Origin of the sequence: Pectobacterium quasiaquaticum, from assembly GCF_014946775.2 — a bacterium.
Lineage (GTDB): Bacteria > Pseudomonadota > Gammaproteobacteria > Enterobacterales > Enterobacteriaceae > Pectobacterium > Pectobacterium aquaticum.
This window is the reverse complement of the sequence record NZ_CP065177.1, coordinates 2084476-2108939: the sequence shown is the minus strand read 5'-3', so window position 1 is coordinate 2108939 and position 24464 is coordinate 2084476. Positions and strand designations below refer to the sequence as shown.

The following is a 24464-nucleotide window of genomic DNA, read 5'->3' as shown; positions in this document are numbered from 1 at the left end:
TATTATTTTAACAACTCAGTTACCCATCTTGCACAATAATAGTACACAATTCCCTTACGGCAGGCTGCGCGTAGAATAACTCACTCGATTAAGATATAAGCATCGTTTATACGAACACGTTTTATACGAACAGGTCATTCCGGTTATGTGCACAGCGTTGTGCCCAGAACGCTCCCAACTCTGTCGTACTCCGGTGCCCTTACCATCCCTTACCATCCCTTTTGGGTATAAAATCAGCTAATTTATCTGGTTAATGATAGGAATTATCAATACCAACCTGCTGAATGGTGTCAGCTTAAAGAAAAGTCGATACGGATCACAAAAAAAGCCCCCACAAATAGGTATGCTCATCGCATGCTGTAACTGACACGTAGATCTTCTTAGTTTTGACATAATTTCAAAACAATATTTCAAAAATTTACGATATTGGCGGTTACAGTATTTTAAAAAGCAATAATCACACCACAACGGCGGCTGACAAGCTCTTTGAGTCAATTAATGCGAAATAGGCAGAAAAGAATAGCAAGGTAACGAAAACACACCCCGTTCGTTTATCTATACTGTTCTATCCTGCGAACAATTGACTGAAAGAGTTTAACATTTATCAGGAGAGCATTATGGCCGTAACCAACATTGCTGAACTTAACGCATTGGTCGAAAGAGTGAAAAAGGCACAGCAGGAATTTGCCACTTACACTCAGGAACAAGTGGACAAAATCTTCCGCGCCGCCGCACTCGCAGCATCGGATGCCCGTATCCCGCTGGCAAAAATGGCAGTTGCCGAATCCGGCATGGGGATCGTGGAAGATAAAGTCATCAAAAACCACTTCGCCTCCGAGTACATTTATAACGCCTACCAGGATGAAAAAACCTGCGGCGTCCTCTCTACTGATGACACGTTTGGTACCATTACGATTGCCGAGCCGATTGGCCTGATTTGCGGTATTGTTCCCACCACTAACCCCACGTCTACCGCTATTTTTAAAGCGTTGATCAGCCTGAAGACCCGTAACGGGATTATCTTCTCTCCCCATCCACGTGCAAAAAATGCGACCAATAAAGCCGCTGATATTGTTCTGCAAGCGGCCATTGCGGCAGGCGCACCGAAAGACATCATCGGTTGGATCGATCAGCCTTCTGTCGACCTGTCCAACCAGCTTATGCACCACCCCGATATCAACCTGATTCTGGCGACGGGTGGCCCGGGCATGGTGAAAGCCGCATACAGCTCCGGTAAACCAGCAATCGGCGTAGGTGCCGGTAACACGCCTGTTGTCGTTGACGAAACCGCGGATATCAAGCGTGCCGTTGCCTCTATTTTGATGTCAAAAACCTTCGATAACGGCGTAATTTGTGCGTCAGAACAGTCAGTCATCGTGGTAGACAGCGTCTATGATGCTGTACGTGAACGTTTTGCCACCCACGGCGGCTACATGCTGAAAGGAAAAGAACTGCATGCCGTGCAGGGCATCCTGCTGAAAAACGGTTCACTGAACGCCGACATTGTGGGTCAACCTGCACCGAAGATCGCAGAAATGGCGGGCATCACTGTGCCTGCAAACACCAAAGTGCTGATCGGTGAAGTAACGGCCGTTGACGAATCCGAACCGTTTGCCCATGAAAAACTGTCTCCAACGCTGGCGATGTACCGTGCGAAAGACTTCAACGATGCCGTCATTAAAGCGGAAAAACTGGTGGCAATGGGTGGCATCGGTCACACATCCTGCCTGTATACCGATCAGGACAATCAGCCAGAGCGCGTGAATCATTTCGGTAATATGATGAAAACGGCACGTATCCTGATTAACACCCCAGCGTCTCAGGGCGGTATCGGCGATCTTTACAACTTCAAACTCGCGCCGTCTCTGACGCTGGGCTGTGGCTCATGGGGCGGAAACTCCATCTCCGAAAACGTCGGTCCGAAGCACTTGATCAACAAGAAAACGGTAGCCAAGCGAGCAGAGAATATGTTGTGGCATAAACTTCCTAAATCCATTTATTTCCGTCGCGGCTCACTGCCTATTGCACTTGAAGAAGTCGCTTCCGATGGTGCAAAACGTGCATTTATCGTGACCGACCGCTTCTTGTTCAACAATGGCTATGTCGATCAGGTGACGTCCGTCTTGAAACAGCACGGGCTGGAAACCGAAGTATTCTTCGAAGTTGAAGCAGACCCGACGCTGAGCATCGTGCGTAAAGGTGCGGAACAAATGCATTCCTTCAAGCCGGATGTGATTATTGCGCTGGGTGGCGGTTCTCCAATGGATGCCGCGAAGATCATGTGGGTGATGTATGAGCACCCGACGACACACTTCGAAGAGCTGGCGCTGCGCTTTATGGACATCCGTAAGCGTATCTACAAGTTCCCGAAAATGGGCGTAAAAGCCAAGATGGTGGCGATTACCACCACATCCGGTACGGGTTCCGAAGTCACGCCGTTTGCCGTGGTGACCGACGATGCCACCGGACAGAAATATCCGTTGGCAGACTATGCGCTGACGCCAGATATGGCGATTGTTGATGCCAATTTAGTCATGAATATGCCGAAATCGCTGTGTGCGTTTGGTGGGCTTGATGCAGTAACCCACTCACTGGAGGCCTATGTTTCTGTGCTGGCAAACGAATATTCAGATGGACAGGCGTTACAAGCGCTGAAACTCCTGAAAGAAAACTTGCCAGACAGCTACCGTGACGGTGCGAAAAACCCTGTTGCCCGCGAGCGTGTGCACAATGCTGCGACGATTGCAGGTATCGCGTTTGCCAACGCCTTCCTCGGCGTTTGTCACTCCATGGCGCATAAACTGGGCTCAGAGTTCCATATTCCGCATGGCCTGGCTAACGCCCTGCTGATCTCAAACGTCATTCGCTATAACGCGAACGACAACCCGACCAAGCAAACGACGTTCAGCCAGTATGACCGTCCACAGGCTCGCCGCCGTTACGCGGAAATAGCCGACCACCTGCGTTTGACTGCTCCAAGCGATCGTACCGCGCAGAAAATCGAGAAATTGCTGAACTGGCTGGAAGAAATGAAGACCGAGCTGGGGATCCCAACGTCCATTCGTGAAGCGGGCGTGCAGGAGGCCGATTTCTTGGCTAAAGTAGATAAACTGTCAGAAGATGCGTTCGACGATCAGTGTACTGGCGCTAACCCGCGTTACCCGCTGATTTCAGAGTTGAAACAGATTCTGCTGGATACTTACTACGGTCGTAAGTTCTCTGAAGAAGAAAAAACGGAAGCGGCTGAGCCTGCAGTAAAAGCCGCTAAAACTGGCAAGAAAACCGCTCACTAACGTTCTTGCTATTACCGCCTTAGCCTGAAGGCGGTTTATCTCTCAACGATGCCCAACTCTTTTAAGGTTGGGCATTTTTATTACTCGTCCTCAGCATAGATTCGCATCACTGCGCCGTGTATTCATCGCCCTGCCTGTAGGATATTTAATCGATTTACTCGCTTTCTTTACGGGTTAATCCCAGAGCAATTTTATAATGTTTACGGCATACGGAAACATAGCTCTCATTACCGCCAATAACGACCTGCTCTCCTTCGTGAACGGCATTACCTTGTGCATCTAACCGCAATACACAGTTGGCTTTACGGCCGCAATGACAGACCGTTTTTAACTCGATCAACTTATCTGCCCACGCTAATAAATAGTGACTCCCAGAAAACAAATCTCCACGAAAATCAGTACGCAATCCGTAACACAATACCGGAATATCTAATTGGTCCACAACATCGGAAAGCTCACTCACCTGCTCGCGGGTTAAAAATTGACATTCATCAATTAACACACAATCTACAGGTTGAACACGGTGCGCTTTCTCCAGCAATCCAAATAAGGAAGTCTGCGGATTAAATAATAATGCCGGGGAAGAAAGGCCGATCCGTGAACTGACTATCCCCACGCCATGCCGATTATCTATTTCTGCAGTGAACACCAGCGTACGCATCCCACGCTCCTGGTAGTTATATGACGACTGCAATAGCGCCGTCGATTTCCCTGCATTCATTGCAGAATAATAAAAATAAAGTTGGGCCACTCGGTCACTCCAAAAGGCAGGCTATATACTCGTAATACTTCAAGTTGCATGTGCGTTGGCTACGTTTAAATACTCGCCCCGTCGTGGGCCTCGCCCTAAAGGGCCGCAGCTAGCAGATTTGTCACCCGAATAACTTACCTGTGTAAGCTCATCGGGATTAAATGAGAGACATACTGTCTCTCACCGGAGGCCAGCCGCTGGCTGGTTAAATTCGTTCCAGCCGAATTTGTCCTTCTCTTGCCGCCTGCCTGAAACTCGAATTATTTGGGGTATATGATCTTCGGGTCGTAAACACTTATTGTAACAACTCGTCTTCACGCTGCGCAATGGGCTATTCATCGGCCATATTTTGTCCATACGTCCGCCAATGGCGGTCTGTTATGATAAAAGAGATAAACGTTCCTTATAACAACAGCGCGGCATCAATAAGTCATTCTTTGCCGTTTGAGGTAGAAAATCGTCATACCAAATGTATTTTTTTGATAACAGGAAAGTATTTATATTTATGCAACATACGATGCGAGATCTGTTTTAAAAATGATATTTTTTAACAAACTTACAAATTTGACTATTGCAGAAAGGAAAATAGCACTCTATTATCACACCACACGCCACCAATAATATTATTTGAGATTATCACAATGAGCGAAGCACTAAAGATTCTTAACAACATCCGTACTCTGCGTGCCCAGGCAAGAGAATGTACCCTGGATACTTTGGAAGAAATGCTGGAAAAACTGGAAGTCGTGGTTAATGAACGCCGCGAAGAAGATAGCCAGGTTCAGGCTGAAGTTGAAGAACGTGCGCGTAAATTGCAACAATATCGCGAAATGCTGATGGCAGACGGTATTGACCCTAACGAATTAATGCAGTCTTTAGGCTCAGTTAAAGTTGCAGGTAAAAGCAAGCGCGCTGCCCGCCCAGCAAAATATCAATACACTGACGAAAACGGCGAACTTAGAACCTGGACCGGTCAGGGTCGTACACCGGCAGTAATCAAGAAAGCAATCGAAGAGCAAGGTAAATCTTTAGACGATTTCCTGCTGTAATCGTTTATAAATACTGAATACAAAAAAAACCCCGATATCTATCGGGGTTTTTTCTTTGGTAACGCATATTGCAAAGAGAAAACAGATATGTCGCCATTTTGGGATGCTCTCTGTTTTTTGTAAACAGAGAGCAATCACTACATTCTGTTATTTTTCTTCTGCTTCAATTGTTTCCTGCAGCCACTGCGCAAACTCCTGACCTAAACCATCATGGCGTAAACCATATTCCACGAATGCCTGCATATAGCCTAATTTATTACCACAGTCATGGCTCACACCTTTCAGGTGATACGCTTCTACTGTTTCTTTTTCCATCAACATTGCGATGGCATCGGTTAACTGAATTTCATTACCTGCGCCAGGCGGTGTTTTCTCCAGCAGAGACCAAATATCCGCAGAGAGGACATAACGGCCAACGACGGCTAAATTAGACGGGGCTTCGGAAGCCTTAGGTTTTTCAACTACACCAACCATAGGTGCGCTATCCCCTGCTTTTAATTCCACACCTTTACAGTCGACCACGCCATAGCTACTTACATTCTCAACCGGCTCAACCATAATCTGGCTACGGCCTGTCGTAGAAAAGCGCTGTAGCATTTCGCTCAGGTTATCTTTCTTCAGATCGGATTCATATTCATCAATAATCACATCCGGCAGAATAACCGCGACAGGCTCATCCCCAACTAACGGATGCGCGCACAATACGGCATGACCCAGCCCTTTGGCTAACCCCTGACGCACTTGCATAATGGTAACGTGCTTAGGACAGATAGATTGAATCTCTTCCAACAGCTGACGTTTAACGCGTTTTTCCAGTATGGCTTCCAGTTCAAAACTGGTATCGAAATGGTTTTCGATAGAATTCTTAGAAGAGTGTGTAACAAGAATAATTTCATTAATCCCAGCGGCGATACACTCATTAACAACATATTGGATCAGCGGTTTATCTACCAACGGCAGCATTTCTTTAGGAATGGCTTTGGTGGCAGGCAGCATACGCGTCCCTAATCCAGCAACTGGTATGACCGCTTTTTTTACTTTTTTATTCACAATCGACATAAACAGCCTCTTATATACCGTTCAAATAATGAACTTTATTTATCTAATCCAAATAACCGCAAGAGTATAACGATTTTAACAAGGGCATGCTTGTCCCAACGTTACCGTTCAATAAAAATAAGATAACTCCCTACATAGTAGGAAATAAAAAATAATACCGAAAGAGAGGTATTACCCGAATCCCGCACCATCAGACTATTCTGTCGTCAACATCAGTCGTAAACGGCCACTGCCGCCCCATATCTGGCATTGCCATGCTTCACACTGATAATTCAGTTGGTTGAGATAAGCGCCTTCAAGCGTGCCTAAAGGGACACCACTATTCAACGCTATCTGCTGTCCGTTAACGTTCAACGTCGCATTTAGCCCAGCGGAAATCAGTATCAACTGTTTTAACTGCTGATGATAATACCCTACGAGTAAAGGAAAACGGCCGTCTAGGCTCGCCTGCCGCAATAACTGGTTTACCTGCTTTAATAACGTCGGCAGATACGGCAAACGGTGTTGTTGATCGGCCAAATGCTCCTGAAGCACCCCATTGAACAAGGTCCGAAGCAGTAACGCTGCCAGCGTCCCATTATTATTGACGCCCTGAGTGACATCAAGGCAATAGAACGCTAGCTCAGTCTCCGAAAGCGCGGCAATATCCAACACCAGCGCCGGTTGTTCTGCTGCCGTCAACTGACGATAGTTAATACGGCAACGAGCAAGCGTTTGCTGAACGGGCGGCTGTAGCTGAGCAAGCAGTTTGGTGACCGCTTCAGGAGATTGATTCAGGGAATCCATATCCTGCATGAGTTGATCCATCTCATTCAGCTGTGAGGTGAACATATCAGGATACAGACAGGACATCACTGCTTCACGCAAACGTGCATAGTCACGAATCGGCTTCAGCAACACATCCTGAACACCAAGCCGCAAGACCTTGGCGATGTCTGCCATCTGGCTGGTTGCAGAGATGATCAGTATTGGCGTGTCGTTGTCTTTCAAGCGCAGACGTTCAAGGAACTCGATTCCTCCCATCGTCGGCATATTCAGATCGCAAATCATTAAATCGGGTTGGTTATGTTCAAGAGTACTTAACGCATCTAATCCATTAATGGCTTCCTGAACTGAAGCTCCAAGAGAAGTCAGATAACCAGCGAGCACAGAGCGAAAAACAGCCTCGTCATCAATGACTAAAATATGCTTACCCGCCAGTGGTTTTTCCATCAGTACCCCTTACTTCAAACACCGAATAATCACAGTTGCTTTAGCGCCAGTGTGCCAGATAGACAGCACACTTAGCCTCCTTCGCTACATGTACTTTAACTACATGCAGCGCGCTTCACTATGCCTCTTTAGCTAGCGGCAACAATTCATCACGCCTCTTTTGCACCGCCTTATAGCCCGCCTCAATTGCTTCCTGCGCCCGATGAAAATCTAAAGTAGCAATCTGGGGACAATACGGTTGCAGCAGCACATCTGGTGGATCGCCCGCCATCCGCGTCATCTTCAACCGATTTTCCAGAATCTGGATCGACGTACTCATTATCTCCATCGCCGTTGGCGAACTTTCCGCTGGCTGGCGACGGCTTCGTAGTAAACGTTCACGGATTCTGCTACGCCAATCTTGTGGAACATTCTCCACATCAATGTCCGACGCCGTCGGTTTGATCGACAGCAAATCCTGATGATTAAGGCTGGCGTCGTGCTGGAGATCAACCGCGATAACAATGTCGGCCCCCATTGCCCGTGCCAGAGAAACGGGAACAGGGTTAACCACCGCGCCATCCACTAGCCAGTAATCGTTAAATCGAACGGGGGATAGCAGACCTGGCATACTGCAAGACGCACGCATAGCCTGATGCAAGTCGCCTTCCGTCAGCCAGAGCTCACGCCCTGTACTGAGGTTGGTCGTCACTACGCCATATTTAATAGCACAGTCTTCAATCTGTGTTGTATGTAACAAATGCTTCACACTATTAAAAACACGATCGCCACGCAACAAACTACCGCGTTGCCAAGAGAGATCCATCAGACGAATCACATCCCAGTAGCCGAAGCTTCTTACCCAGCGATCCATTGAGGATAAATTGTTTGTGGCATACGCCGCACCAACCAGCGCACCGATAGAACAACCAGCCACAACATCAACCTTTACCCCCATTTCTGTTAACGCATTAAACACACCAATATGCGCCCATCCTTTCGCTGCCCCAGATCCCAAGGCTATTCCAATTTTTTTCCGCTGCATGATCGATCCACCTGCCTTCATTTTAGCGCACATTGCTACACGTAGAGTTTCTTAGGTAACATATCGGCATCCTGCATAGTGATCTGTTTATTATCTATCAGTTTTTATCTTAAATTTTCTTCAGGAGACGTCGTGTCAGAATTTTGCCCCTGTTGCAGTGGGTTGCAGTATAACGCATGCTGTCAACCCTACCTCACGCATGCCGAAACAGCGGCTGAGCCCGCCATATTAATGCGATCGCGCTATACCGCCTATGTCAAACACGATGTCGATTACCTTATCGCTACCTGGCATCCCGATCTTCAACCCGAGAAATGGCGTGAGTCCCTCGCGGAAAGTTGCCAGAATTCGCAGTGGCTCGGCCTTACTATACTGGCAACGTCTCCCGGAAAAACGCCCGATGAGGGGTATGTGGAATTCGCCGCACGTTATCTATCTGAAAGCGACAACCAACGAACAGAAGTGATGCGAGAGCGCTCACGCTTCCTTCGCCAGCATAATCGCTGGTACTATATAGACGGCGTTCATTTGCAGACCGGCAGAAATGAACCTTGCCCGTGTGATTCCGGCAAAAAATACAAAAAGTGTTGCGGACAATAGAACACAGGCAGTCCCCCACGCGGCCTTATTGCTGCGTTACCCTAAGATCGTTATTTTAGTTTTTGGACAGGATCCACACGCTCATGCAATCCCAAAATATACAAAGAAAAGTATTACGAACCATTTGCCCCGACGCAAAAGGGCTCATCGCGAAAATTACGAATATTTGTTATAAGCACGAACTGAACATCGTGCAAAACAATGAGTTTGTCGATCATCGCACTGGCCGCTTTTTCATGCGGACCGAGTTGGAAGGGATTTTCAACGACACCACGCTGTTAGCCGATCTGGATAGCGCACTTCCCGAAGGGTCTTCTCGCGAATTAACCGCGGCTGGCCGTCGTCGCATCGTCGTTCTGGTGACGAAAGAAGCCCACTGCCTGGGCGATCTGTTGATGAAAAGCGCCTACGGTGGTTTGGATGTCGAAATCTCTGCCGTCATCGGCAACCACGATACCTTACAGACGCTGGTTGAGCGGTTTGATATTCCTTTCCATCTGGTCAGCCATGAAGGACTGACTCGCGAAGAGCATGATCAAAAGATGATCGCGCAAATCGACCAATACAAACCTGATTACGTCGTGCTGGCGAAATATATGCGAGTGCTGACACCGGCCTTTGTTCAGCACTACCCGAATCAGGTGATCAACATTCACCATTCGTTCTTACCCGCCTTTATCGGTGCTCGCCCGTACCATCAGGCTTATGAGCGTGGTGTAAAAATCATTGGCGCGACGGCACACTACGTCAACGATAATCTGGATGAAGGTCCGATCATCATGCAGGACGTTATTCACGTCGACCATACTTATTCGGGCGACGACATGATGCGTGCAGGCCGAGACGTTGAGAAAAATGTCCTGAGTCGTGCGCTATACCGCGTGCTGGGACAGCGTGTTTTTGTCTACGGTAACCGCACCATTATTCTGTAATTGGTTGATCGGGCATCTTTTTGTATAAGGATGCGCCGAACGGAATAAAAAAACGGCAACCGCATTTATTTTTGATATATACCGCTTTACAGGGGCGCGTCATTTGATATGATGCGCCCCGCTTGAAGCGAAAGTATCTTGCAGCAAGGCCAGTGGTGGGGTTCCCGAGCGGCCAAAGGGAGCAGACTGTAAATCTGCCGTCACAGACTTCGAAGGTTCGAATCCTTCCCCCACCACCATTTCACAGCATCACTTCTGAATTACATTCCAACGCTAAAGCATCAAATTCCCGTCAGGGGAAGGTGAGAACCTTCGACCAAGGTTCGACAAAACCGGCACTGTTTTGAGCAACGCGTAGCGTTATTCCCCCACCGCCATTCGCACCCATAATCAGCGCGCTATATAGAATGGGGGAAAATAGCCTTATGCCTTCCCTTTCCAGCGCCCAGGAACATAAGAGAAGACAGGGAGCTGCCACGACCAGCGGATTGCCGCCAGACGCACGGCCAGACCAATGCTGAATGACACCAGCAGGTTAATATCGTGATTAACGTTAAGCGACTTTAGCCCAAGATAGAGAAGTGCGACTAAAAGCGAGACGCTGGCGTACAGCTCTTTTTTCAGCACCATGGGCGTACGGTTACAGAAAATATCACGCAATATTCCACCGAAAATTCCGGTTACGATACCCGCCATAACCACCACCGTCGTTGAATAATTCAGTTGCAGTGCGACGTTGCAGCCAATAACCGTAAAGGCTATCAGCCCCATCGCATCCAGCACCAGAAAGAGCCGGTGCAGATGATGCATGAAGCGCGCAATGATAATCGTGAAAAGACCCGCACCAATGGTGAGGTAGATATAGCCGGGATGCTGCGTCCAGCCGATGGGATAATTACCAAGAAGAATATCGCGAACGGTGCCACCGCCAAGCGCGGTGATAAAGGCAATCATGCCTACACCAAAAATATCCATATTACGACGTCCAGCGGCCAGCGCCCCAGACATCCCTTCAGCCGTAATCGCGATCAGATAGATGTAAGTCAGCACACAAGTTATCCTGTGAAATGTGCCACTCCCTCTGTCCGCTTTACCTGAGAGTTTACGCAGTCGTGCTGCTTGCCCCTTCGGTGGGTTGCATGGCAACCTCTCTCCAGTTGGCTTCAATGGAATTCGCAGTTAGGGTAGCCTGAGCGATTATGGGAGTTTGCGCCTTCGGCGGAGCGTCATATATACCCTAAATAATGACGGGTATACGCCCTCTCTCCTGCGAGGTGCGGAGTATAGCGGTCGACAAGTCTCATATTCAACTGAATATAAGTGAATCTTATTTTTTAACGATTCCCATCTGCGCCAACCATCTCTGAAGCCACAGCAATAAGCCCAGTAACCGCATTCGAAAGCGTAGCCTCGCCGTGACGGCATCCCTCATTTTCTGCTACCATCTGGTCACATTTTTTAGCGAATGGCAGCGAACATGAAAGTTGTATCTTTTAATATCAATGGCCTGCGGGCGCGCCCTCATCAGTTGGCCGCCATTATCGAACAACACCAGCCGGATGTGATCGGGTTGCAGGAAACCAAAGTCCACGATGACATGTTTCCGTTAGAGGATGTCAGCCAATACGGCTACCACGTTTATTACCACGGACAAAAAGGTCACTACGGCGTCGCGCTGCTGTGTAAAACGCAGCCCATTGCGGTTCGGCGCGGTTTCCCAACGGATGAAGACGATGCACAGCGCCGGATCATCATGGCAGATTTTGCCACCGAGTACGGCACGTTGACCGTCGTTAACGGGTATTTCCCACAGGGAGAAAGCCGCGACCATCCGGTGAAATTCCCCGCGAAGACGCGCTTTTATCAGGATTTGCAAACGTATCTGGAACAGCATCACAGCGCGACACAACCGCTGATTGTGATGGGTGATGTCAATATTAGCCCTACCGATCTGGATATCGGCATCGGCGAAGAGAACCGTAAGCGCTGGTTGCGCACCGGTAAATGTTCTTTCCTGCCGGAAGAGCGTGAATGGATGGCGCGTTTGCAAGGCTGGGGGCTTATCGACACCTTCCGAGCCGCGAATCCAGACAGCAACGATCGTTTTTCGTGGTTTGACTACCGTTCTGCCGGGTTCGATGACAACCGCGGCCTGCGTATCGACCTGATTCTCGCCAGTACGTTCCTGGCCGAACGCTGCGTCGCTACCGGTATTGATTACGATATTCGAGGGATGGAAAAACCGTCCGACCATGCACCGATCTGGGCACAGTTTTCGTTATAGACGTTTTCGCTGTAAAGGCAATGCGTTGTAGACGTAATGCGTAGTAAAAATAACATCACCGTTGTGCATCAAAGCCACAGCGGTGATTAAAATTAGCAGAAATATTAGTCGTAGTGCTTTTTAACGCACGGTTATTGCTTAACCAACTGCCATATCAGATTATTCGTTCCCAGCGTTTGTTTGTCCCGCACGCATTGCAGAATCACCCCTTCGACCTTTACCACCGCGCCTTCAGAATAATTCCGGTTTTCATACACACAGCAACGTAGGCAGGTGTTATTTTGCTCACGTACCGCGGTCCCTGCTCCCCATACCTCCGGTGGAACGGGAACAACAATATCTGTTCCACCACGATTAGCCTGCGCCAGCGTGGGCAGCACGAGCATCACACTGGCGACACACAAAGACACTAACGATTTCATTGCTCCTGCTCCTTCGCTTTTTTAGTCTGAGGCTTGCGCCGTTTTGATGCACCCGACGGCGGTGCAGAAAGCCCTTTAAACGCCCTCACCGCACCGTTTTGTTTCGCTTGCTGAATCAACTCCTGCAAGGAGCTCGTCAGCGGTTGCATAAAATCCTGATAGCGACATTTTTTCTCGCTAATTTGCGTCAACGTGGCTTCCCAATGTGCGGTCATGTCGGGGTGTGCCGCGCTCGCAGGCAGTGAGTGAATCAACGCTCGCCCCGCTTCACTTGCGTGAATATAGCGGGCTTTCTTAAACAGGAATGTCCGTTTAAATAATAACTCGATAATACCTGCTCGCGTGGCCTCTGTGCCTAATCCATCGGTCGCCCGCAGGATTTTCTTCAGTTCTTTGTCCTGCACAAAACGCGCGATACCCGTCATTGCTGACAACAGCGTGGCATCGGTAAACGGTCGCGGCGGCTGTGTTTGACGCTCAACCACCTCACCGCGTTCACACAGTAACTCATCACCTTTTGCTACCACGGGCAACGGCATACCTTCGTTTTCTTCGTCCCGCTCTTTGCCACCCAACAACGTGCGCCAACCGGCTTCGGCCAAAAATCGCGCTTTAGCAATAAACCTACCGCCCGCGATATCCAGTTCAATGACGCACTTGCGAAACACGGCGTCTGGGCAGAACTGCATGATGTACTGCCGCGCGACTAAACCATACACCTTGCGCTCATTCTCCGTCAGCGAGGCACTTGCGCTGCGGGCGGTGGGAATAATCGCGTGGTGAGCATCAACCTTACCATCGTCCCAGCAGCGGTTACGTCGATCCACATCCATCACCGGCTGTGGCAACAGATCGGGCTGGTGTACGGATATCGCATTCAAGACGGCATGACGCCCAGCAAAATGTTCCTCTGGCAGATAGCGACAGTCAGAACGCGGGTACGTAATCAGCTTATGGGTTTCATAGAGCTTCTGGCACACATCCAGTACCTGCTGCGCACTCAGCCCGAAACGCTTTGCGGCTTCGATCTGTAACGTCGACAACGAATAAGGCAACGGCGCAGTTTCTGATTCCCGTTTATCATTATAGCTGGTGACAATCGCGGGCTGGCCTTCGATACGCCTGACGACATGTTCCGCCAACGAGCGATGCAACAATCGCCCTTCTTCATCCTGATAAGGTTCGCAGGACTCGCTGGGCTGCCATAGCGCGACAAAACGCTCATCGGCAGGCGTCACGATATGGGCTTTCACTTCAAAGTAATCTTTGGAAACGAAGTTTTCTATCTCTTCATCTCGTCGCACCACCAGCCCCAGCACCGGCGTCTGCACGCGGCCAACCGACAGCACGCCGTCATAGCCCGCATTGCGCCCTAACAGCGTATAAGCACGGGTCATGTTTATGCCGTAGAGCCAATCTGCGCGGGAACGCGCTAGCGCCGACACACACAAAGGGATGAACTCTCGGTTCTCACGAAGACGAGAAACGGCACGTTCTACCGCCTGTGGGTTGAGATCGTTAACCAGGCAACGACGTACCTGCTGGCGTTTTTCTTCCGGCAGAGAAAGATATTCCAGCACCTCGTCCACCAGCAGTTGTCCTTCACGATCGGGATCTCCCGCGTGAATCACTTCGGTGGCGTCATTCAGGAGCTTCTTGATGGTGTTGAGCTGCTTACTGACCGAGGGTCGCGGCTGCAACAGCCATTTCTGGGGAATGATCGGGAGATCGGCAAGCGACCAGCGAGCATAGCGCGCATCATAAACATCCGGCTGCGCCTGCTCCAGTAGGTGCCCCACGCACCACGTCACAACATCATTCTGGCCGCATGCAATAAAGCCATCGCCGCGTCGATGCGGTTTGGGTAACACGTCTGCAATCGCCCGCGCAAGGCTGGGCTTTTCGGCAATAAAAAGTCGCATTATTCACCATCAAGCAGACTGCGCATTTCCCGCGTAACTCGCGGGAAAGCACGCTGTAAAACAGGGTGGAAATCGATATTATTCAAGAGATGACGATCAGAAGTAGTGAACAAACGCGTCGGTATCAAGCGGCGCGATCGTGGTCGAGGCTTTGAGTTGTGGTGTTCCCAGATAGAGGAAACCGACAATTTCATCCTGTTCACGGCAGTTGAACGCTTCACGCACCAGTGAATTGTGTGTCCAGGCACCGCTACGCCAGATACCGTTAAAACCCTGCGCCAATGCCGCCATCTGCATGGCCTGAACCGCACAGCCTGCGGAGACAATTTGCTCCCAAAGCGGGACTTTCGGGTTCTCTTCGCAATGCGCAACAACGGTGATAATCAGCGGTGCACGATAAGGTGCCTGACGCGCTTTATCGATACCGGCTTCGTCAAACCCTTCCTGCTGCGCTGCACGGGTCAGTAGCGAACTAAAACGATCCAGGCCGTCATTTTCGATCATAAAAAAGCGCCACGGCTGCATGGCACCATGATCCGGCGCACGCATACCGGCGTGGATAATGTTATTCAATGCGTCACCTGTCGGTGCTGGCGCGGTCAGGCGCGAGGCCGAACGACGATTCAATAGCAATTCAAGAGCATCCATCGCACATCTCCTGTCTGGCAATATAATTTCTGCGGTACAACTCAGTTCTACGGCAAGCCACTTCTACAGTAGAAATGACGGTACGACAACGTTGCGCGCCACGTTAGCACAAGTAGAAGTTTTGTTACAAGATAACCCCTGACAGGGCGTGCTTCTGCGGCGATTTAATGCTGACTTTTTACTGTCCGCTCATTAGGATACTATCACTCCTTGTGCTTCATCACTTGCCAGAGGGCGAGTTGAAGGACGTAGGGCACACGCTGTTTACCCGTTCATGGAGATATCATGCGCACATTGTGGCGAATTTTTAGCGGATTTTTTAAGTGGACATGGCGTCTACTTAATTTTATCAGAGAATTTCTTCTCAATATTTTCCTTATTGCTCTGATTTTATTGGGTGTTGGGATCTACTCACAGGTAAAAACGACGCCGGAAGAGCCCACGAAGGGTGCGCTGCTGGTCGATCTGACGGGCGTGGTCGTCGATCAACCCACCGTTAACAACAGACTGCGTCAATTAGGACGTGAATTCTTTGGCGCATCGAACAACCGTCGCCAGGAGAACTCACTGTTCGATATTGTCGACAGTATTCGTCAGGCAAAGAGTGACGACAACATCACGGGAATGGTGCTGGATCTCAGCGACTTTACCGGTGCCGACCAACCGTCTCTGCAATATATCGGCAAGGCGCTACGCGAATTTCGCGATAGCGGTAAGCCTATTTATGCGGTCGGCGACAGCTACAACCAGTCTCAATACTATTTGGCCAGTTTTGCTAATACGGTGTCATTGACGCCACAAGGCAGTGTTGATCTACACGGTTTCGCGACCAACAATCTCTATTTCAAGTCCATGTTGGACAAGCTGAAAGTGACCACCAATATCTTCCGCGTGGGAACCTATAAATCAGCCGTTGAGCCGTATCTGCGTGACGATATGTCGCCTGCTGCACGCGATGCCGATGGCCGTTGGATCAATGCGCTGTGGCAGCAGTATTTAAATACCGTTTCCGCTAACCGCCAGATTACGCCTCAGCAGCTCTTCCCGGGTGCAACCAACATCATTGCAGGCTTGCAGGCCGTTCAGGGCGATACCGCACGCTATGCGCTGGATAACAAGCTGGTCGATGAAGTGGCATCACGTTCCGTGACCGAGCAATCGCTGGTTAAAGCATTCGGCTGGAATAGCCAGAAGAACAACTTTAATTTCATCAGCATTTACGACTACACCATCAAACCGCCGGTGCAAAATAACAACCAGATCGCGGTTGTATTTGCCAATGGCGCCATCATTGATGGCCCGGAAACGCCGGGAATGGTCGGGGGCGATACCACGGCAGCACAAATCCGCGCCGCGCGCCTCGATCCTAAAGTCAAAGCGCTGGTACTGCGCGTCAATAGCCCCGGCGGTAGCGTCACTGCGTCAGAGCTGATTCGCTCAGAACTGATGGCACTCCGTTTGGCGGGTAAACCGATCGTGGTATCTATGGGCGGTATGGCAGCATCGGGCGGCTACTGGATATCAACGCCAGCGAACGCAATCATCTCCAGCGCCAGTACCCTGACTGGTTCTATCGGTATTTTTGGCGTGATTACCACGTTCGAGAATTCGCTGGAAAGCCTTGGCGTCCACACGGATGGCGTTGCCACTTCTCCGCTGGCCGATCTGTCGATCACGAAATCGCTGCCGCCTGAATTCTCGCAGATGATGCAGTTAAGTATCGAACGCGGTTATAAGAACTTCATTGATATCGTGGCGCAGGCGCGTAAGAAAACGCCTGAGCAAATCGATCAGATCGCACAAGGTCACGTCTGGGTCGGTAGCGACGCGAAAGAAAATGGTTTGGTCGATCAGATCGGCGATTTTGATGATGCCGTGAAGAAAGCCGCTGAGCTGGCAAAACTGGGGCAATATCAGTTGAACTGGTATGCCGAACAGCCAAGTTTGCTCGACACGATGCTGAATCAGGTGAACGCTTCCGTTTATGCCCTGCTGCCCGTTGCCGTCCAGTCTATGCTGCCAGCACCGGTCGCACAGCTGGCGGAAGCCATGCGGTCACAGCCGTCCATCATGAATAACCTGAACGACCCGCAGAACCGGTATGCATTTTGCCTCACCTGCGGAGAAGTCCGGTAGCGTTTACAGTAGTCGCCAATATGTACCCTAAATAATTCGAGTTGCGTGAAGGCGGCAAGAGAAGGCATCCCGATGAGCTTACTCAGGTAAGTGATTCGGGTGACTGAACGCTGCCAACGCACAAGCAGCTTGAAGTATGACGGGTATAGCCCGATAGTAATAGTCATTGCTTATGATAGTATTATCGGGCTGTTTTTCCCTCTATAATTCTCGGTTTAAGCCTGACTCACACCACCATGCGAAAGAAATCCATTTATGTCGCCTATACGGGCGGCACTATCGGCATGCAGCGCTCTGCTAATGGCTATGTTCCGGTATCCGGTCATTTACAGCAGCAGTTGGCAAACATGCCGGAATTCCACCGTGAAGAGATGCCGTCGTTCACAATTCATGAATATGATCCGCTGATCGATTCGTCTGATATGACGCCAGCGGATTGGCAATCCATCGCGGACGATATTCAAAACCACTACGATGATTACGACGGTTTCGTGATTCTGCATGGTACTGACACGATGGCGTTCACCGCCTCTGCGCTCTCGTTTATGCTGGAAAATCTTGCCAAACCGGTTATCGTGACAGGGTCACAAATTCCGTTAGCGGAATTGCGCTCGGACGGTCAGACCAACCTGCTGAACGCGCTGTACGTTGCGGCTAATCATCCGATTAATGAAGTCGCCCTCTTCTTCAATAACAAACTGCTGCGCGGCAACCGCACCACCAAAGCTCACGCGGACGGCTTTGATGCCTTCGCTTCCCCCAACTATCCGCCGCTGCTGGAAGCCGGTATCCATATTCGTCGGCTGGCACCGACCGTGGAATGTAGCAACTGTCCGCCGCTGAAAGTGCATCACATTACGCCGCAGCCTATCGGGGTAATTACGATTTACCCCGGCATTTCTGCCGATGTCATCAGCAATTTCCTCCGTCAACCGGTGAAAGCACTTATCCTGCGCTCCTACGGCGTTGGCAACGCACCGCAAAGCCCGGGGCTGCTGCATGAATTACGTGAAGCCTCTGCTCGCGGCATTGTAGTCGTTAACCTGACACAGTGTATTTCTGGGCGCGTTAACATGGACGGCTATGCGACAGGCAATGCGCTGGCGCATGCAGGCGTTATCAGTGGCTTTGACATGACGGTCGAAGCCGCATTGACCAAACTGCATTACTTACTGAGCCAGCAAGACCTAAGCGCCGATGACATTCGCCAGTTGATGCAGAAAAACCTGCTCGGGGAATTGAGCGATAAAGACTGAATCAATCACGGAGTCGTAATGAAAAAAGCATTGCTATTAGTTGATCTGCAAAATGATTTTTGTCCCGGTGGCGCATTGCCCGTTAACGAAGGCGACCGCGTCATTGAGGTGGCTAACCGCGCTATTGAAGCCTGCGTCGCCGCTGGCGTTCCAGTGATTGCCAGTCAGGATTGGCACCCCGCTAATCACGGCAGTTTTGCGGTTAATGCGAATACCAAGGTCGGAGAACTCGGTGAGTTAAACGGTTGGCCGCAGATCTGGTGGCCGATTCACTGTGTGCAGGGAACAACCGGCGCTGATTTTCATCCAGCACTGAATCAATCAGCCATTCAGTGGGTAGTGCGAAAAGGAACCCAGCCGGAGATCGATAGCTATAGCGCTTTTTTCGATAACGGACATCGGGTGAAAACCGAATTGGATGCGTGGCTACACGCCAATCACATCACCCATTTGATTATTCTGGGGCTGGCGACCGATTATTGCGTCAAGTTCAGCGTGCTGGATGCGATTGCGCTGGGCTATCACACCGAAGTCTTGGTGGATGGCTGTCGTGGCGTGAATCTTTCGTCAGATGACAGTGAATCCGCATTACTGGAAATGACACAACGTGGGGCGATACTGACGGATATGGCGCAGTTTCTTACTACGTTGTCTGCCACCCACTAACGCTACGGCTACTGACAACGGGAACAGCGGCAGCCATTGCGGCTGCCTGCTTATGTTTTACGCGTTGGGTTTCAGCGTAATAATGGCGTCAGCGATGTTAAACTCGCGCTTCAGCTCTTGCTTACTCTTCATCACGATTTCGCCATCAGTGCCAATCGTCATGTGTTCAGCCTGTTCGTTATGGCGAGCCTGCCACATCATCACCATTTGCAGGCAATTTTCTTTCTGTTCAGCCGTCAACGCGACACCGTCTGGCCATTTGCCCAGTTCCACCGCCGTGACTAACCGTTGGTAAATTTCTGGCGTCATAGCGTCGATCAGATCATTGAGTTCCATATCCGGTTTCTGCTCCGAGAAAGGTCAGGTTTATTCTTACTGGGTTTCTGTGCTAACAGCGTTTTTAGTAGCTGAATCGTTTAAAGCCAACTATCATCTAGTTTATCGCCGTCGCACCTATCACAGACAGATTACCCGTCAACGCGTTCGCCATCAATGTCGTCGATGAAACTCAGTGAAGCCGAATTCACGCAGTAGCGTTCGCCCGTGGTTTTCGGGCCATCAGGGAAAACGTGCCCCAGATGCGCATCACACTGCCCGCAGCGGATCTCAATACGGCGCATATTGTGTGAATCATCTTCCAGATAGCGAATCGCCTCTGAAGAAACGGGCTGATCGAAGCTTGGCCAGCCACAGCCGGTGTCGTATTTACTGTCGGAATAAAACAGCGGAGCCTGGCAGCACAGGCAGTGATAAGCGCCAGTGCGCTTGTTATGCAGCAATTTGCCTGAAAATGCAGGTTCCGTACCACGTTGCTGGGTGACATAGCGCTGCATCTCTGTCAATTCAGTATTGTCGGATGGGGTACGCGAAGCAGAGTCGTTAGTCATAGGAAGTCTCACAGCGAGTGTTATCAATTCAATTAATCATTGATTATAACAAAAAATTAACAACCTGACAGACCGTTCTGGCCTAATATTAGGAATGTTATTAGCATCAATATTTAATTGTGATGCGAATCACATATTGAGATCACACAGGCTTTATATGATGCATTTCACCCTCATATCAGGCTTAGATGTTACTTAGTTACAGGGTCGAGCGGTTTTCGCACAAAGTTTGGTCATAGGTTTGACTTACAGCAACTATTGACACGATTCCGCTTGACGCTCAGCAAGGTTTTTGTAATTTTACAACCAACCTTTTATTCACAAACCAATAGCTGGTGGAATATATGACTATCAAAGTAGGTATCAACGGTTTTGGCCGTATCGGCCGTATTGTTTTTCGCGCTGCGCAAGAGCGTTCTGACATCGAGATCGTTGCAATCAACGACCTGTTAGATGCTGATTACATGGCGTATATGCTGAAGTACGACTCAACTCATGGTCGTTTCGACGGCACCGTTGAAGTTAAAGATGGCCACCTGGTTGTTAACGGCAAAACCATTCGTGTTACCGCAGAGCGCGATCCTGCAAACCTGAAGTGGAACGAAGTCAACGTGGATGTTGTTGCTGAAGCAACTGGCCTGTTCCTGACTGACGAGACTGCACGTAAACACATCGCTGCTGGTGCGAAGAAAGTCGTTCTGACTGGTCCATCTAAAGATGACACCCCAATGTTCGTTATGGGCGTAAACCACAAAACTTACGCTGGTCAGGAAATCGTTTCTAACGCATCTTGCACCACCAACTGCCTGGCTCCGCTGGCAAAAGTCATCAACGACAACTTCGGTATCGTTGAAGCACTGATGACCACTGTTCACGCAACCACTGCAACGCAGAAAACGGTTGATGGCCCGTCTCACAAAGACTGGCGCGGCGGCCGCGGCGCAGCACAGAACATCATCCCATCTTCTACCGGTGCTGCTAAAGCAGTAGGTAAAGTGATTCCTGAGCTGAACGGCAAACTGACTGGTATGGCGTTCCGCGTTCCTACCCCGAACGTTTCTGTTGTTGACCTGACTGCACGCCTGGAAAAACCTGCTTCTTACAAAGAAATTTGTGCAGCAATCAAAGCCGCTTCTGAAGGCGAGCTGAAAGGCGTTCTGGGCTACACCGAAGATGAAGTCGTTTCTACCGATTTCAACGGTGAAAAACTGACTTCCGTATTCGATGCTAAAGCGGGTATCGCTCTGAGCGACAACTTTGTGAAACTGGTTTCCTGGTACGATAACGAAACTGGTTATTCAAACAAAGTTCTGGATCTGATCGCTCACATCTCTAAATAAGCGTCAGCGATGATTCTGTGAAAAAAGGGCGACGTGATGTCGCCCTTTTTTATTGTTTATTGCAGATTTCTTTTTACCACGAAAAACAATCAAAAAAAGGCACTATCATGCATAACACAATGTTCTCACTCCCCGTCACGAAACAAATTAGCGCCACCCTCACCCAGCGTCAGTTGGACCAATTACCCATCATTGTCGTTGATCACCCTGAAGTTCGCGCGGCAGTCGCATTACAAGGTGCGCATCTGCTCAGTTGGCAGCCAACAAACGAAGAGCCGGTGCTCTGGCTGAGCGACAATACGCCTTTTACTCATCACGTTGCGATTCGCGGCGGTGTCCCGATCTGTTTCCCTTGGTTTGGCCCTTTCGCCGATCCTAATCACGGTTTTGCCCGTCTGCTGCCGTGGGAATTTACCGCCCACAGCGAAGATGAACACGGCGTACAGCTCACGTTCACGCTGCAAGACAATGAAGAAACGCGCAAGAGCTGGCCGCATGCGTTCACGCTCATCGCCCGCTTCAAGCTGGGTAAGGAATGTGGCATTGAACTGGAAGCGCATGGTGATTACAGCATTACCAGCGCGCTGCATACCTATTTCAATATCGGCGATATCAGCAATATCCGCATTGCTGGCCTGGGTGAGTCTTTCATTGATAAGGTGGATCAGGGCAAGCTGACAACGCAGCAAGGCGATCTGGTCTTTACCGACCGTACAGACCGCATTTATACCCAGCCGCAGGACACCAGTGTGGTACATGACGCTGTGCTGAAACGTGCTATCGAAGTGCACCATACGCACCATAGCGATGTCGTGTCATGGAACCCCGGTGCTGAGCTCTCTCGTACGATTAGCGATATGACCGATGAGGGATATAAAACGTTCGTGTGTGTGGAAACTGCGCGCATTAATCAACCGTTTGTCGCCTCCGTCAACGCGCCAGCGCGTCTGGCAACGGTTATCCGCATCAAGAAATAACCACGCGATAGGGTGTATGCCGATTTCGCCATACGCCCTATTCTGCAAATCCTTTTCCGCAAATCCTTTCGCTTCCGTTACACCACATCCAAATGCTGTTTACGCGTCGGCGGTGGAAAGGCCTGATCGAGCTGTGCGATATCTTCCTTCGATAGCACCACGTCCAGCGCTTTCGCATTTTCCTGCACATGCTTCACAGAACTGGCTTTTGGAATCGCGAGCACGCCCGGCTGGCGAATCACCCACGCCAGTAGAAGTTGAGCAGGCGTGATGTTATGTTCACGCGCAATGCGGTTCACCACCGGATGCGAGAATAATCCCTCACGCAAGCGCCCGGCCTGCGCTAGCGGGCAATATGCCATTACCGGAAGCGGCTGTTGCTGACACCACGGTAACAAATCAAACTCAATACCGCGCGATGCCAAATGGTAAAGCACCTGATTGGTCATGCAGCGCTGTCCGCCGTTTAGCGACCAGAGCTCCTGCATATCCTCAAAGTCGAGATTGGAGACGCCCCACTGGCCGATTTTTCCCGCCTGCTGTAACCGCTCCATCGCCGCAATCGTATCCACTAACGGGATGCCACCGCGCCAATGTAGCAAATACAGGTCAATGCGCTCGGTTTGCAGTCGCTTCAGGCTGCGTTCACACGCCTGTATCGCCTTTTCGCCTCCCGCATTGTGCGGATAGACTTTCGACACCAGATAAATGCTATCGCGGCGGCCACGTATCGCTTCACCGACGATGTCCTCCGCCCTGCCTTCCGCATACATTTCGGCCGTATCAATCAGCGTTAACCCAAGATCGATACCCGTTTGCAGCGCCGTCACTTCCTGCGCTTTCATTCGGGCATCTTCGCCCATGTACCACGTTCCCTGACCGATCGCCGGTACGCGGGTGTCATCTGGAAAACGAATCGCTTTTGTCACACGTTCCTCCCTTGCCTGCCGTCAACGTAACGGGTTTGCCGTCAACCTAACATGGCGTTTGGCGCACCATAAATGTGCAAATGGGGTGATATCACCCCATTATTGTACGGCAGATGCACTATGCTTACGAAGAGCATTAAAAGCGCTCATGAAAAGCATCAGAAGCGATAGCTGACGCCCGCGCTCATCAAGATGCTGTGGTTACTATCAACAATCGGGCTGTCTTTCATTTCGTCAGACAGACGCGTGTAACGGCCCACGGCCCAGGCGCTCCAGCTTTCGTTAATCTGATAACCCGCGCTCAGTTCAAGATACGGGGCCCAGCCATCGCCAGGGCTGTATTGGTTAAAGCCAGAACGAGCGGACTCCTGTGCGCTAACACCGTAGTAATACTGGTTCATATTTTCACTGAACCAAGAGGCACCGATACCGGGGGTGATACTCAGATCACCCATTGAGAAGCGGTAAAGGTAGGCGGTATCCCATATGAAACCGTTGCTGTAATCCAGCGTATCACCGGCCAACACGGTACGAATTTCACCCCAGTCGGCAGTATGACGATAAGCCGCACCCGCCATCAGCGTACCGCGGCGTTTGTCCAACTGCTTCATACGCAGATCGTCACTATCTCCCGGTTTAAACCCTAAAGGCAGGTAGTACGCCGTTAAAGAGAAACGATTTGCGCCGTCATTCCACAGGTAGTATCCACCACCCAGCCCGCGGAAATAAAAACTTTCACTTTCATAATTCAGCACAGGAAGCGGATAAACGTCATTATCAACACCACGGTACACGGACGTTGAACCCGCAGCGCCAAGGCCCAGAGAGACATCTGCGGCATAGGCTGAAGGCAGGAGCACAGCACCAGAAACCAGCGCGGCCAGCATACATAGTTGAGGTTTTTTCACAGTTTTCTATTTCCTATTACAGATAAATATCATGAAACATGATAAGCCAATTACACACGTTCGCGTTCAGGTTATATAAAAATAACATTAACGAATAACCGATATATTCGATAGGTTTTACGTGCGCTAACGTCGGTAATAGGCCGAGTTCTTAAGGCTGAGCGCCTAT

Annotated in this window: 22 protein-coding genes, 1 tRNA gene and 1 riboswitch; of the genes, 11 read left to right on the top strand and 12 right to left on the bottom strand. The window is 50.0% G+C overall.

What is annotated here, in order from left to right:
• Positions 1-617 precede the first annotated feature (617 nt).
• Positions 618-3293 carry a bifunctional acetaldehyde-CoA/alcohol dehydrogenase gene (gene adhE, locus IG609_RS09800; RefSeq protein WP_102117608.1) on the top strand — a complete coding sequence of 892 codons (2676 nt, stop codon included), beginning with the start codon at positions 618-620 and terminating at the stop codon, positions 3291-3293.
• Between the two features lie 154 nt (positions 3294-3447).
• On the opposite strand, the gene IG609_RS09795 is transcribed toward adhE, so the two are convergent.
• Positions 3448-4044 (bottom strand): thymidine kinase, encoded by a 597-nt coding sequence (locus IG609_RS09795; protein ID WP_102117607.1) that lies wholly within the window; start codon positions 4042-4044, stop codon positions 3448-3450.
• A 641-nt stretch (positions 4045-4685) separates the two neighbouring features.
• Here IG609_RS09795 and hns point away from each other — a divergent pair.
• Positions 4686-5093, top strand: a complete 408-nt coding sequence (hns, locus tag IG609_RS09790) for a histone-like nucleoid-structuring protein H-NS (RefSeq protein WP_102117606.1) — start codon at positions 4686-4688, stop codon at positions 5091-5093.
• Between the two features lie 147 nt (positions 5094-5240).
• Here hns and galU read toward each other — a convergent pair whose 3' ends face one another.
• The 3 genes from galU to rssA all read right to left on the bottom strand — a co-directional run bounded on the left by galU (position 5241) and on the right by rssA (position 8388).
• On the bottom strand, positions 5241-6152 hold the full coding sequence (galU, locus tag IG609_RS09785; RefSeq protein ID WP_095699417.1) for a UTP--glucose-1-phosphate uridylyltransferase GalU: 912 nt from the start codon (positions 6150-6152) through the stop codon (positions 5241-5243).
• Between the two features lie 195 nt (positions 6153-6347).
• On the bottom strand, positions 6348-7364 hold the full coding sequence (gene rssB, locus IG609_RS09780) for a two-component system response regulator RssB (RefSeq protein ID WP_193398624.1): 1017 nt from the start codon (positions 7362-7364) through the stop codon (positions 6348-6350).
• 118 nt (positions 7365-7482) lie between these two features.
• Positions 7483-8388, bottom strand: coding sequence for a patatin-like phospholipase RssA (rssA, locus tag IG609_RS09775; protein ID WP_193398625.1), 906 nt, complete (start codon positions 8386-8388; stop codon positions 7483-7485).
• Between the two features lie 132 nt (positions 8389-8520).
• Between rssA and IG609_RS09770 the strand changes: the two genes are divergently transcribed.
• The 3 genes from IG609_RS09770 (at position 8521) to IG609_RS09760 (ending at position 10159) form a co-directional block, all read left to right on the top strand.
• On the top strand, positions 8521-8988 hold the full coding sequence (locus IG609_RS09770; RefSeq protein WP_193398626.1) for a YchJ family protein: 468 nt from the start codon (positions 8521-8523) through the stop codon (positions 8986-8988).
• 83 nt (positions 8989-9071) lie between these two features.
• A complete protein-coding gene (gene purU, locus IG609_RS09765; protein WP_010295235.1) occupies positions 9072-9920 on the top strand; it encodes a formyltetrahydrofolate deformylase in 849 nt (282 codons plus the stop codon).
• Between the two features lie 154 nt (positions 9921-10074).
• A tRNA-Tyr gene (locus IG609_RS09760) sits at positions 10075-10159 on the top strand.
• Between the two features lie 184 nt (positions 10160-10343).
• Here the strand turns inward: IG609_RS09760 and IG609_RS09755 are convergent.
• Positions 10344-10970 (bottom strand): trimeric intracellular cation channel family protein, encoded by a 627-nt coding sequence (locus tag IG609_RS09755; protein ID WP_039537403.1) that lies wholly within the window; start codon positions 10968-10970, stop codon positions 10344-10346.
• Between the two features lie 21 nt (positions 10971-10991).
• A riboswitch (glycine riboswitch) is annotated at positions 10992-11087 on the bottom strand.
• Positions 11088-11397: 310 nt separating this feature from the next.
• Here IG609_RS09755 and xthA point away from each other — a divergent pair.
• Positions 11398-12204: an exodeoxyribonuclease III gene (gene xthA / locus IG609_RS09750; RefSeq protein ID WP_193398627.1), complete on the top strand. Its 807-nt coding sequence runs from the start codon at positions 11398-11400 to the stop codon at positions 12202-12204.
• A 131-nt stretch (positions 12205-12335) separates the two neighbouring features.
• Here xthA and IG609_RS09745 read toward each other — a convergent pair whose 3' ends face one another.
• From IG609_RS09745 to IG609_RS09735, 3 genes are all read right to left on the bottom strand, one after another.
• Entirely contained in the window at positions 12336-12626 is a 291-nt protein-coding gene (locus tag IG609_RS09745) for a YnjH family protein (protein ID WP_193398628.1), read from the bottom strand.
• On the bottom strand, positions 12623-14548 hold the full coding sequence (locus IG609_RS09740; protein WP_193398629.1) for a DNA topoisomerase III: 1926 nt from the start codon (positions 14546-14548) through the stop codon (positions 12623-12625). Before IG609_RS09740 ends, IG609_RS09745 begins: the two co-directional genes overlap by 4 nt.
• Before the next feature lie 96 nt (positions 14549-14644).
• Positions 14645-15196, bottom strand: coding sequence for an NAD(P)H nitroreductase (locus tag IG609_RS09735; RefSeq protein WP_193398630.1), 552 nt, complete (start codon positions 15194-15196; stop codon positions 14645-14647).
• A 285-nt stretch (positions 15197-15481) separates the two neighbouring features.
• Between IG609_RS09735 and sppA the strand changes: the two genes are divergently transcribed.
• The 3 genes from sppA to pncA all read left to right on the top strand — a co-directional run bounded on the left by sppA (position 15482) and on the right by pncA (position 19254).
• Positions 15482-17332 carry a signal peptide peptidase SppA gene (gene sppA / locus IG609_RS09730; RefSeq protein ID WP_193398631.1) on the top strand — a complete coding sequence of 617 codons (1851 nt, stop codon included), beginning with the start codon at positions 15482-15484 and terminating at the stop codon, positions 17330-17332.
• A gap of 236 nt (positions 17333-17568) precedes the next feature.
• Positions 17569-18588, top strand: coding sequence for an asparaginase (gene ansA / locus IG609_RS09725; RefSeq protein WP_193398632.1), 1020 nt, complete (start codon positions 17569-17571; stop codon positions 18586-18588).
• An 18-nt stretch (positions 18589-18606) separates the two neighbouring features.
• Complete coding sequence (gene pncA, locus IG609_RS09720) at positions 18607-19254, top strand: bifunctional nicotinamidase/pyrazinamidase (protein ID WP_193398633.1); 648 nt, start codon at positions 18607-18609, stop codon at positions 19252-19254.
• A gap of 57 nt (positions 19255-19311) precedes the next feature.
• On the opposite strand, the gene IG609_RS09715 is transcribed toward pncA, so the two are convergent.
• Both IG609_RS09715 and msrB read right to left on the bottom strand, forming a co-directional pair.
• Positions 19312-19590 (bottom strand): YeaC family protein, encoded by a 279-nt coding sequence (locus IG609_RS09715; RefSeq protein ID WP_010295246.1) that lies wholly within the window; start codon positions 19588-19590, stop codon positions 19312-19314.
• 131 nt (positions 19591-19721) lie between these two features.
• Entirely contained in the window at positions 19722-20141 is a 420-nt protein-coding gene (gene msrB, locus IG609_RS09710) for a peptide-methionine (R)-S-oxide reductase MsrB (RefSeq protein ID WP_193398634.1), read from the bottom strand.
• Between the two features lie 344 nt (positions 20142-20485).
• Here msrB and gapA point away from each other — a divergent pair, with 344 nt between their 5' ends.
• The gene (gapA, locus tag IG609_RS09705) at positions 20486-21481 is read left to right on the top strand and encodes a glyceraldehyde-3-phosphate dehydrogenase (protein WP_102117593.1); all 996 of its coding nucleotides are present in this window, start codon (positions 20486-20488) and stop codon (positions 21479-21481) included.
• Between the two features lie 107 nt (positions 21482-21588).
• Positions 21589-22458, top strand: a complete 870-nt coding sequence (locus tag IG609_RS09700; RefSeq protein ID WP_193398635.1) for a D-hexose-6-phosphate mutarotase — start codon at positions 21589-21591, stop codon at positions 22456-22458.
• 77 nt (positions 22459-22535) lie between these two features.
• On the opposite strand, the gene IG609_RS09695 is transcribed toward IG609_RS09700, so the two are convergent.
• Together IG609_RS09695 and IG609_RS09690 are read right to left on the bottom strand one after the other, a co-directional pair.
• Entirely contained in the window at positions 22536-23387 is an 852-nt protein-coding gene (locus IG609_RS09695; protein ID WP_193398636.1) for an aldo/keto reductase, read from the bottom strand.
• A 158-nt stretch (positions 23388-23545) separates the two neighbouring features.
• Positions 23546-24295 (bottom strand): MipA/OmpV family protein, encoded by a 750-nt coding sequence (locus IG609_RS09690; RefSeq protein ID WP_193398637.1) that lies wholly within the window; start codon positions 24293-24295, stop codon positions 23546-23548.
• Positions 24296-24464: the final 169 nt, after the last annotated feature.

Coding starts and splice junctions, on each gene's coding strand:
- IG609_RS09745 (WP_193398628.1), bottom strand. CDS start 12,626: ATGAAATCGTTAGTGTCTTTGTGTGTCGCCAGTGTGATGCTCGTGCTG.
- purU (WP_010295235.1), top strand. CDS start 9,072: ATGCAATCCCAAAATATACAAAGAAAAGTATTACGAACCATTTGCCCC.
- IG609_RS09700 (WP_193398635.1), top strand. CDS start 21,589: ATGCATAACACAATGTTCTCACTCCCCGTCACGAAACAAATTAGCGCC.
- rssB (WP_193398624.1), bottom strand. CDS start 7,364: ATGGAAAAACCACTGGCGGGTAAGCATATTTTAGTCATTGATGACGAG.
- msrB (WP_193398634.1), bottom strand. CDS start 20,141: ATGACTAACGACTCTGCTTCGCGTACCCCATCCGACAATACTGAATTG.
- adhE (WP_102117608.1), top strand. CDS start 618: ATGGCCGTAACCAACATTGCTGAACTTAACGCATTGGTCGAAAGAGTG.
- IG609_RS09715 (WP_010295246.1), bottom strand. CDS start 19,590: ATGGAACTCAATGATCTGATCGACGCTATGACGCCAGAAATTTACCAA.
- gapA (WP_102117593.1), top strand. CDS start 20,486: ATGACTATCAAAGTAGGTATCAACGGTTTTGGCCGTATCGGCCGTATT.
- IG609_RS09735 (WP_193398630.1), bottom strand. CDS start 15,196: ATGGATGCTCTTGAATTGCTATTGAATCGTCGTTCGGCCTCGCGCCTG.
- hns (WP_102117606.1), top strand. CDS start 4,686: ATGAGCGAAGCACTAAAGATTCTTAACAACATCCGTACTCTGCGTGCC.
- xthA (WP_193398627.1), top strand. CDS start 11,398: ATGAAAGTTGTATCTTTTAATATCAATGGCCTGCGGGCGCGCCCTCAT.
- rssA (WP_193398625.1), bottom strand. CDS start 8,388: ATGCAGCGGAAAAAAATTGGAATAGCCTTGGGATCTGGGGCAGCGAAA.
- galU (WP_095699417.1), bottom strand. CDS start 6,152: ATGTCGATTGTGAATAAAAAAGTAAAAAAAGCGGTCATACCAGTTGCT.
- IG609_RS09740 (WP_193398629.1), bottom strand. CDS start 14,548: ATGCGACTTTTTATTGCCGAAAAGCCCAGCCTTGCGCGGGCGATTGCA.
- pncA (WP_193398633.1), top strand. CDS start 18,607: ATGAAAAAAGCATTGCTATTAGTTGATCTGCAAAATGATTTTTGTCCC.
- sppA (WP_193398631.1), top strand. CDS start 15,482: ATGCGCACATTGTGGCGAATTTTTAGCGGATTTTTTAAGTGGACATGG.
- ansA (WP_193398632.1), top strand. CDS start 17,569: ATGCGAAAGAAATCCATTTATGTCGCCTATACGGGCGGCACTATCGGC.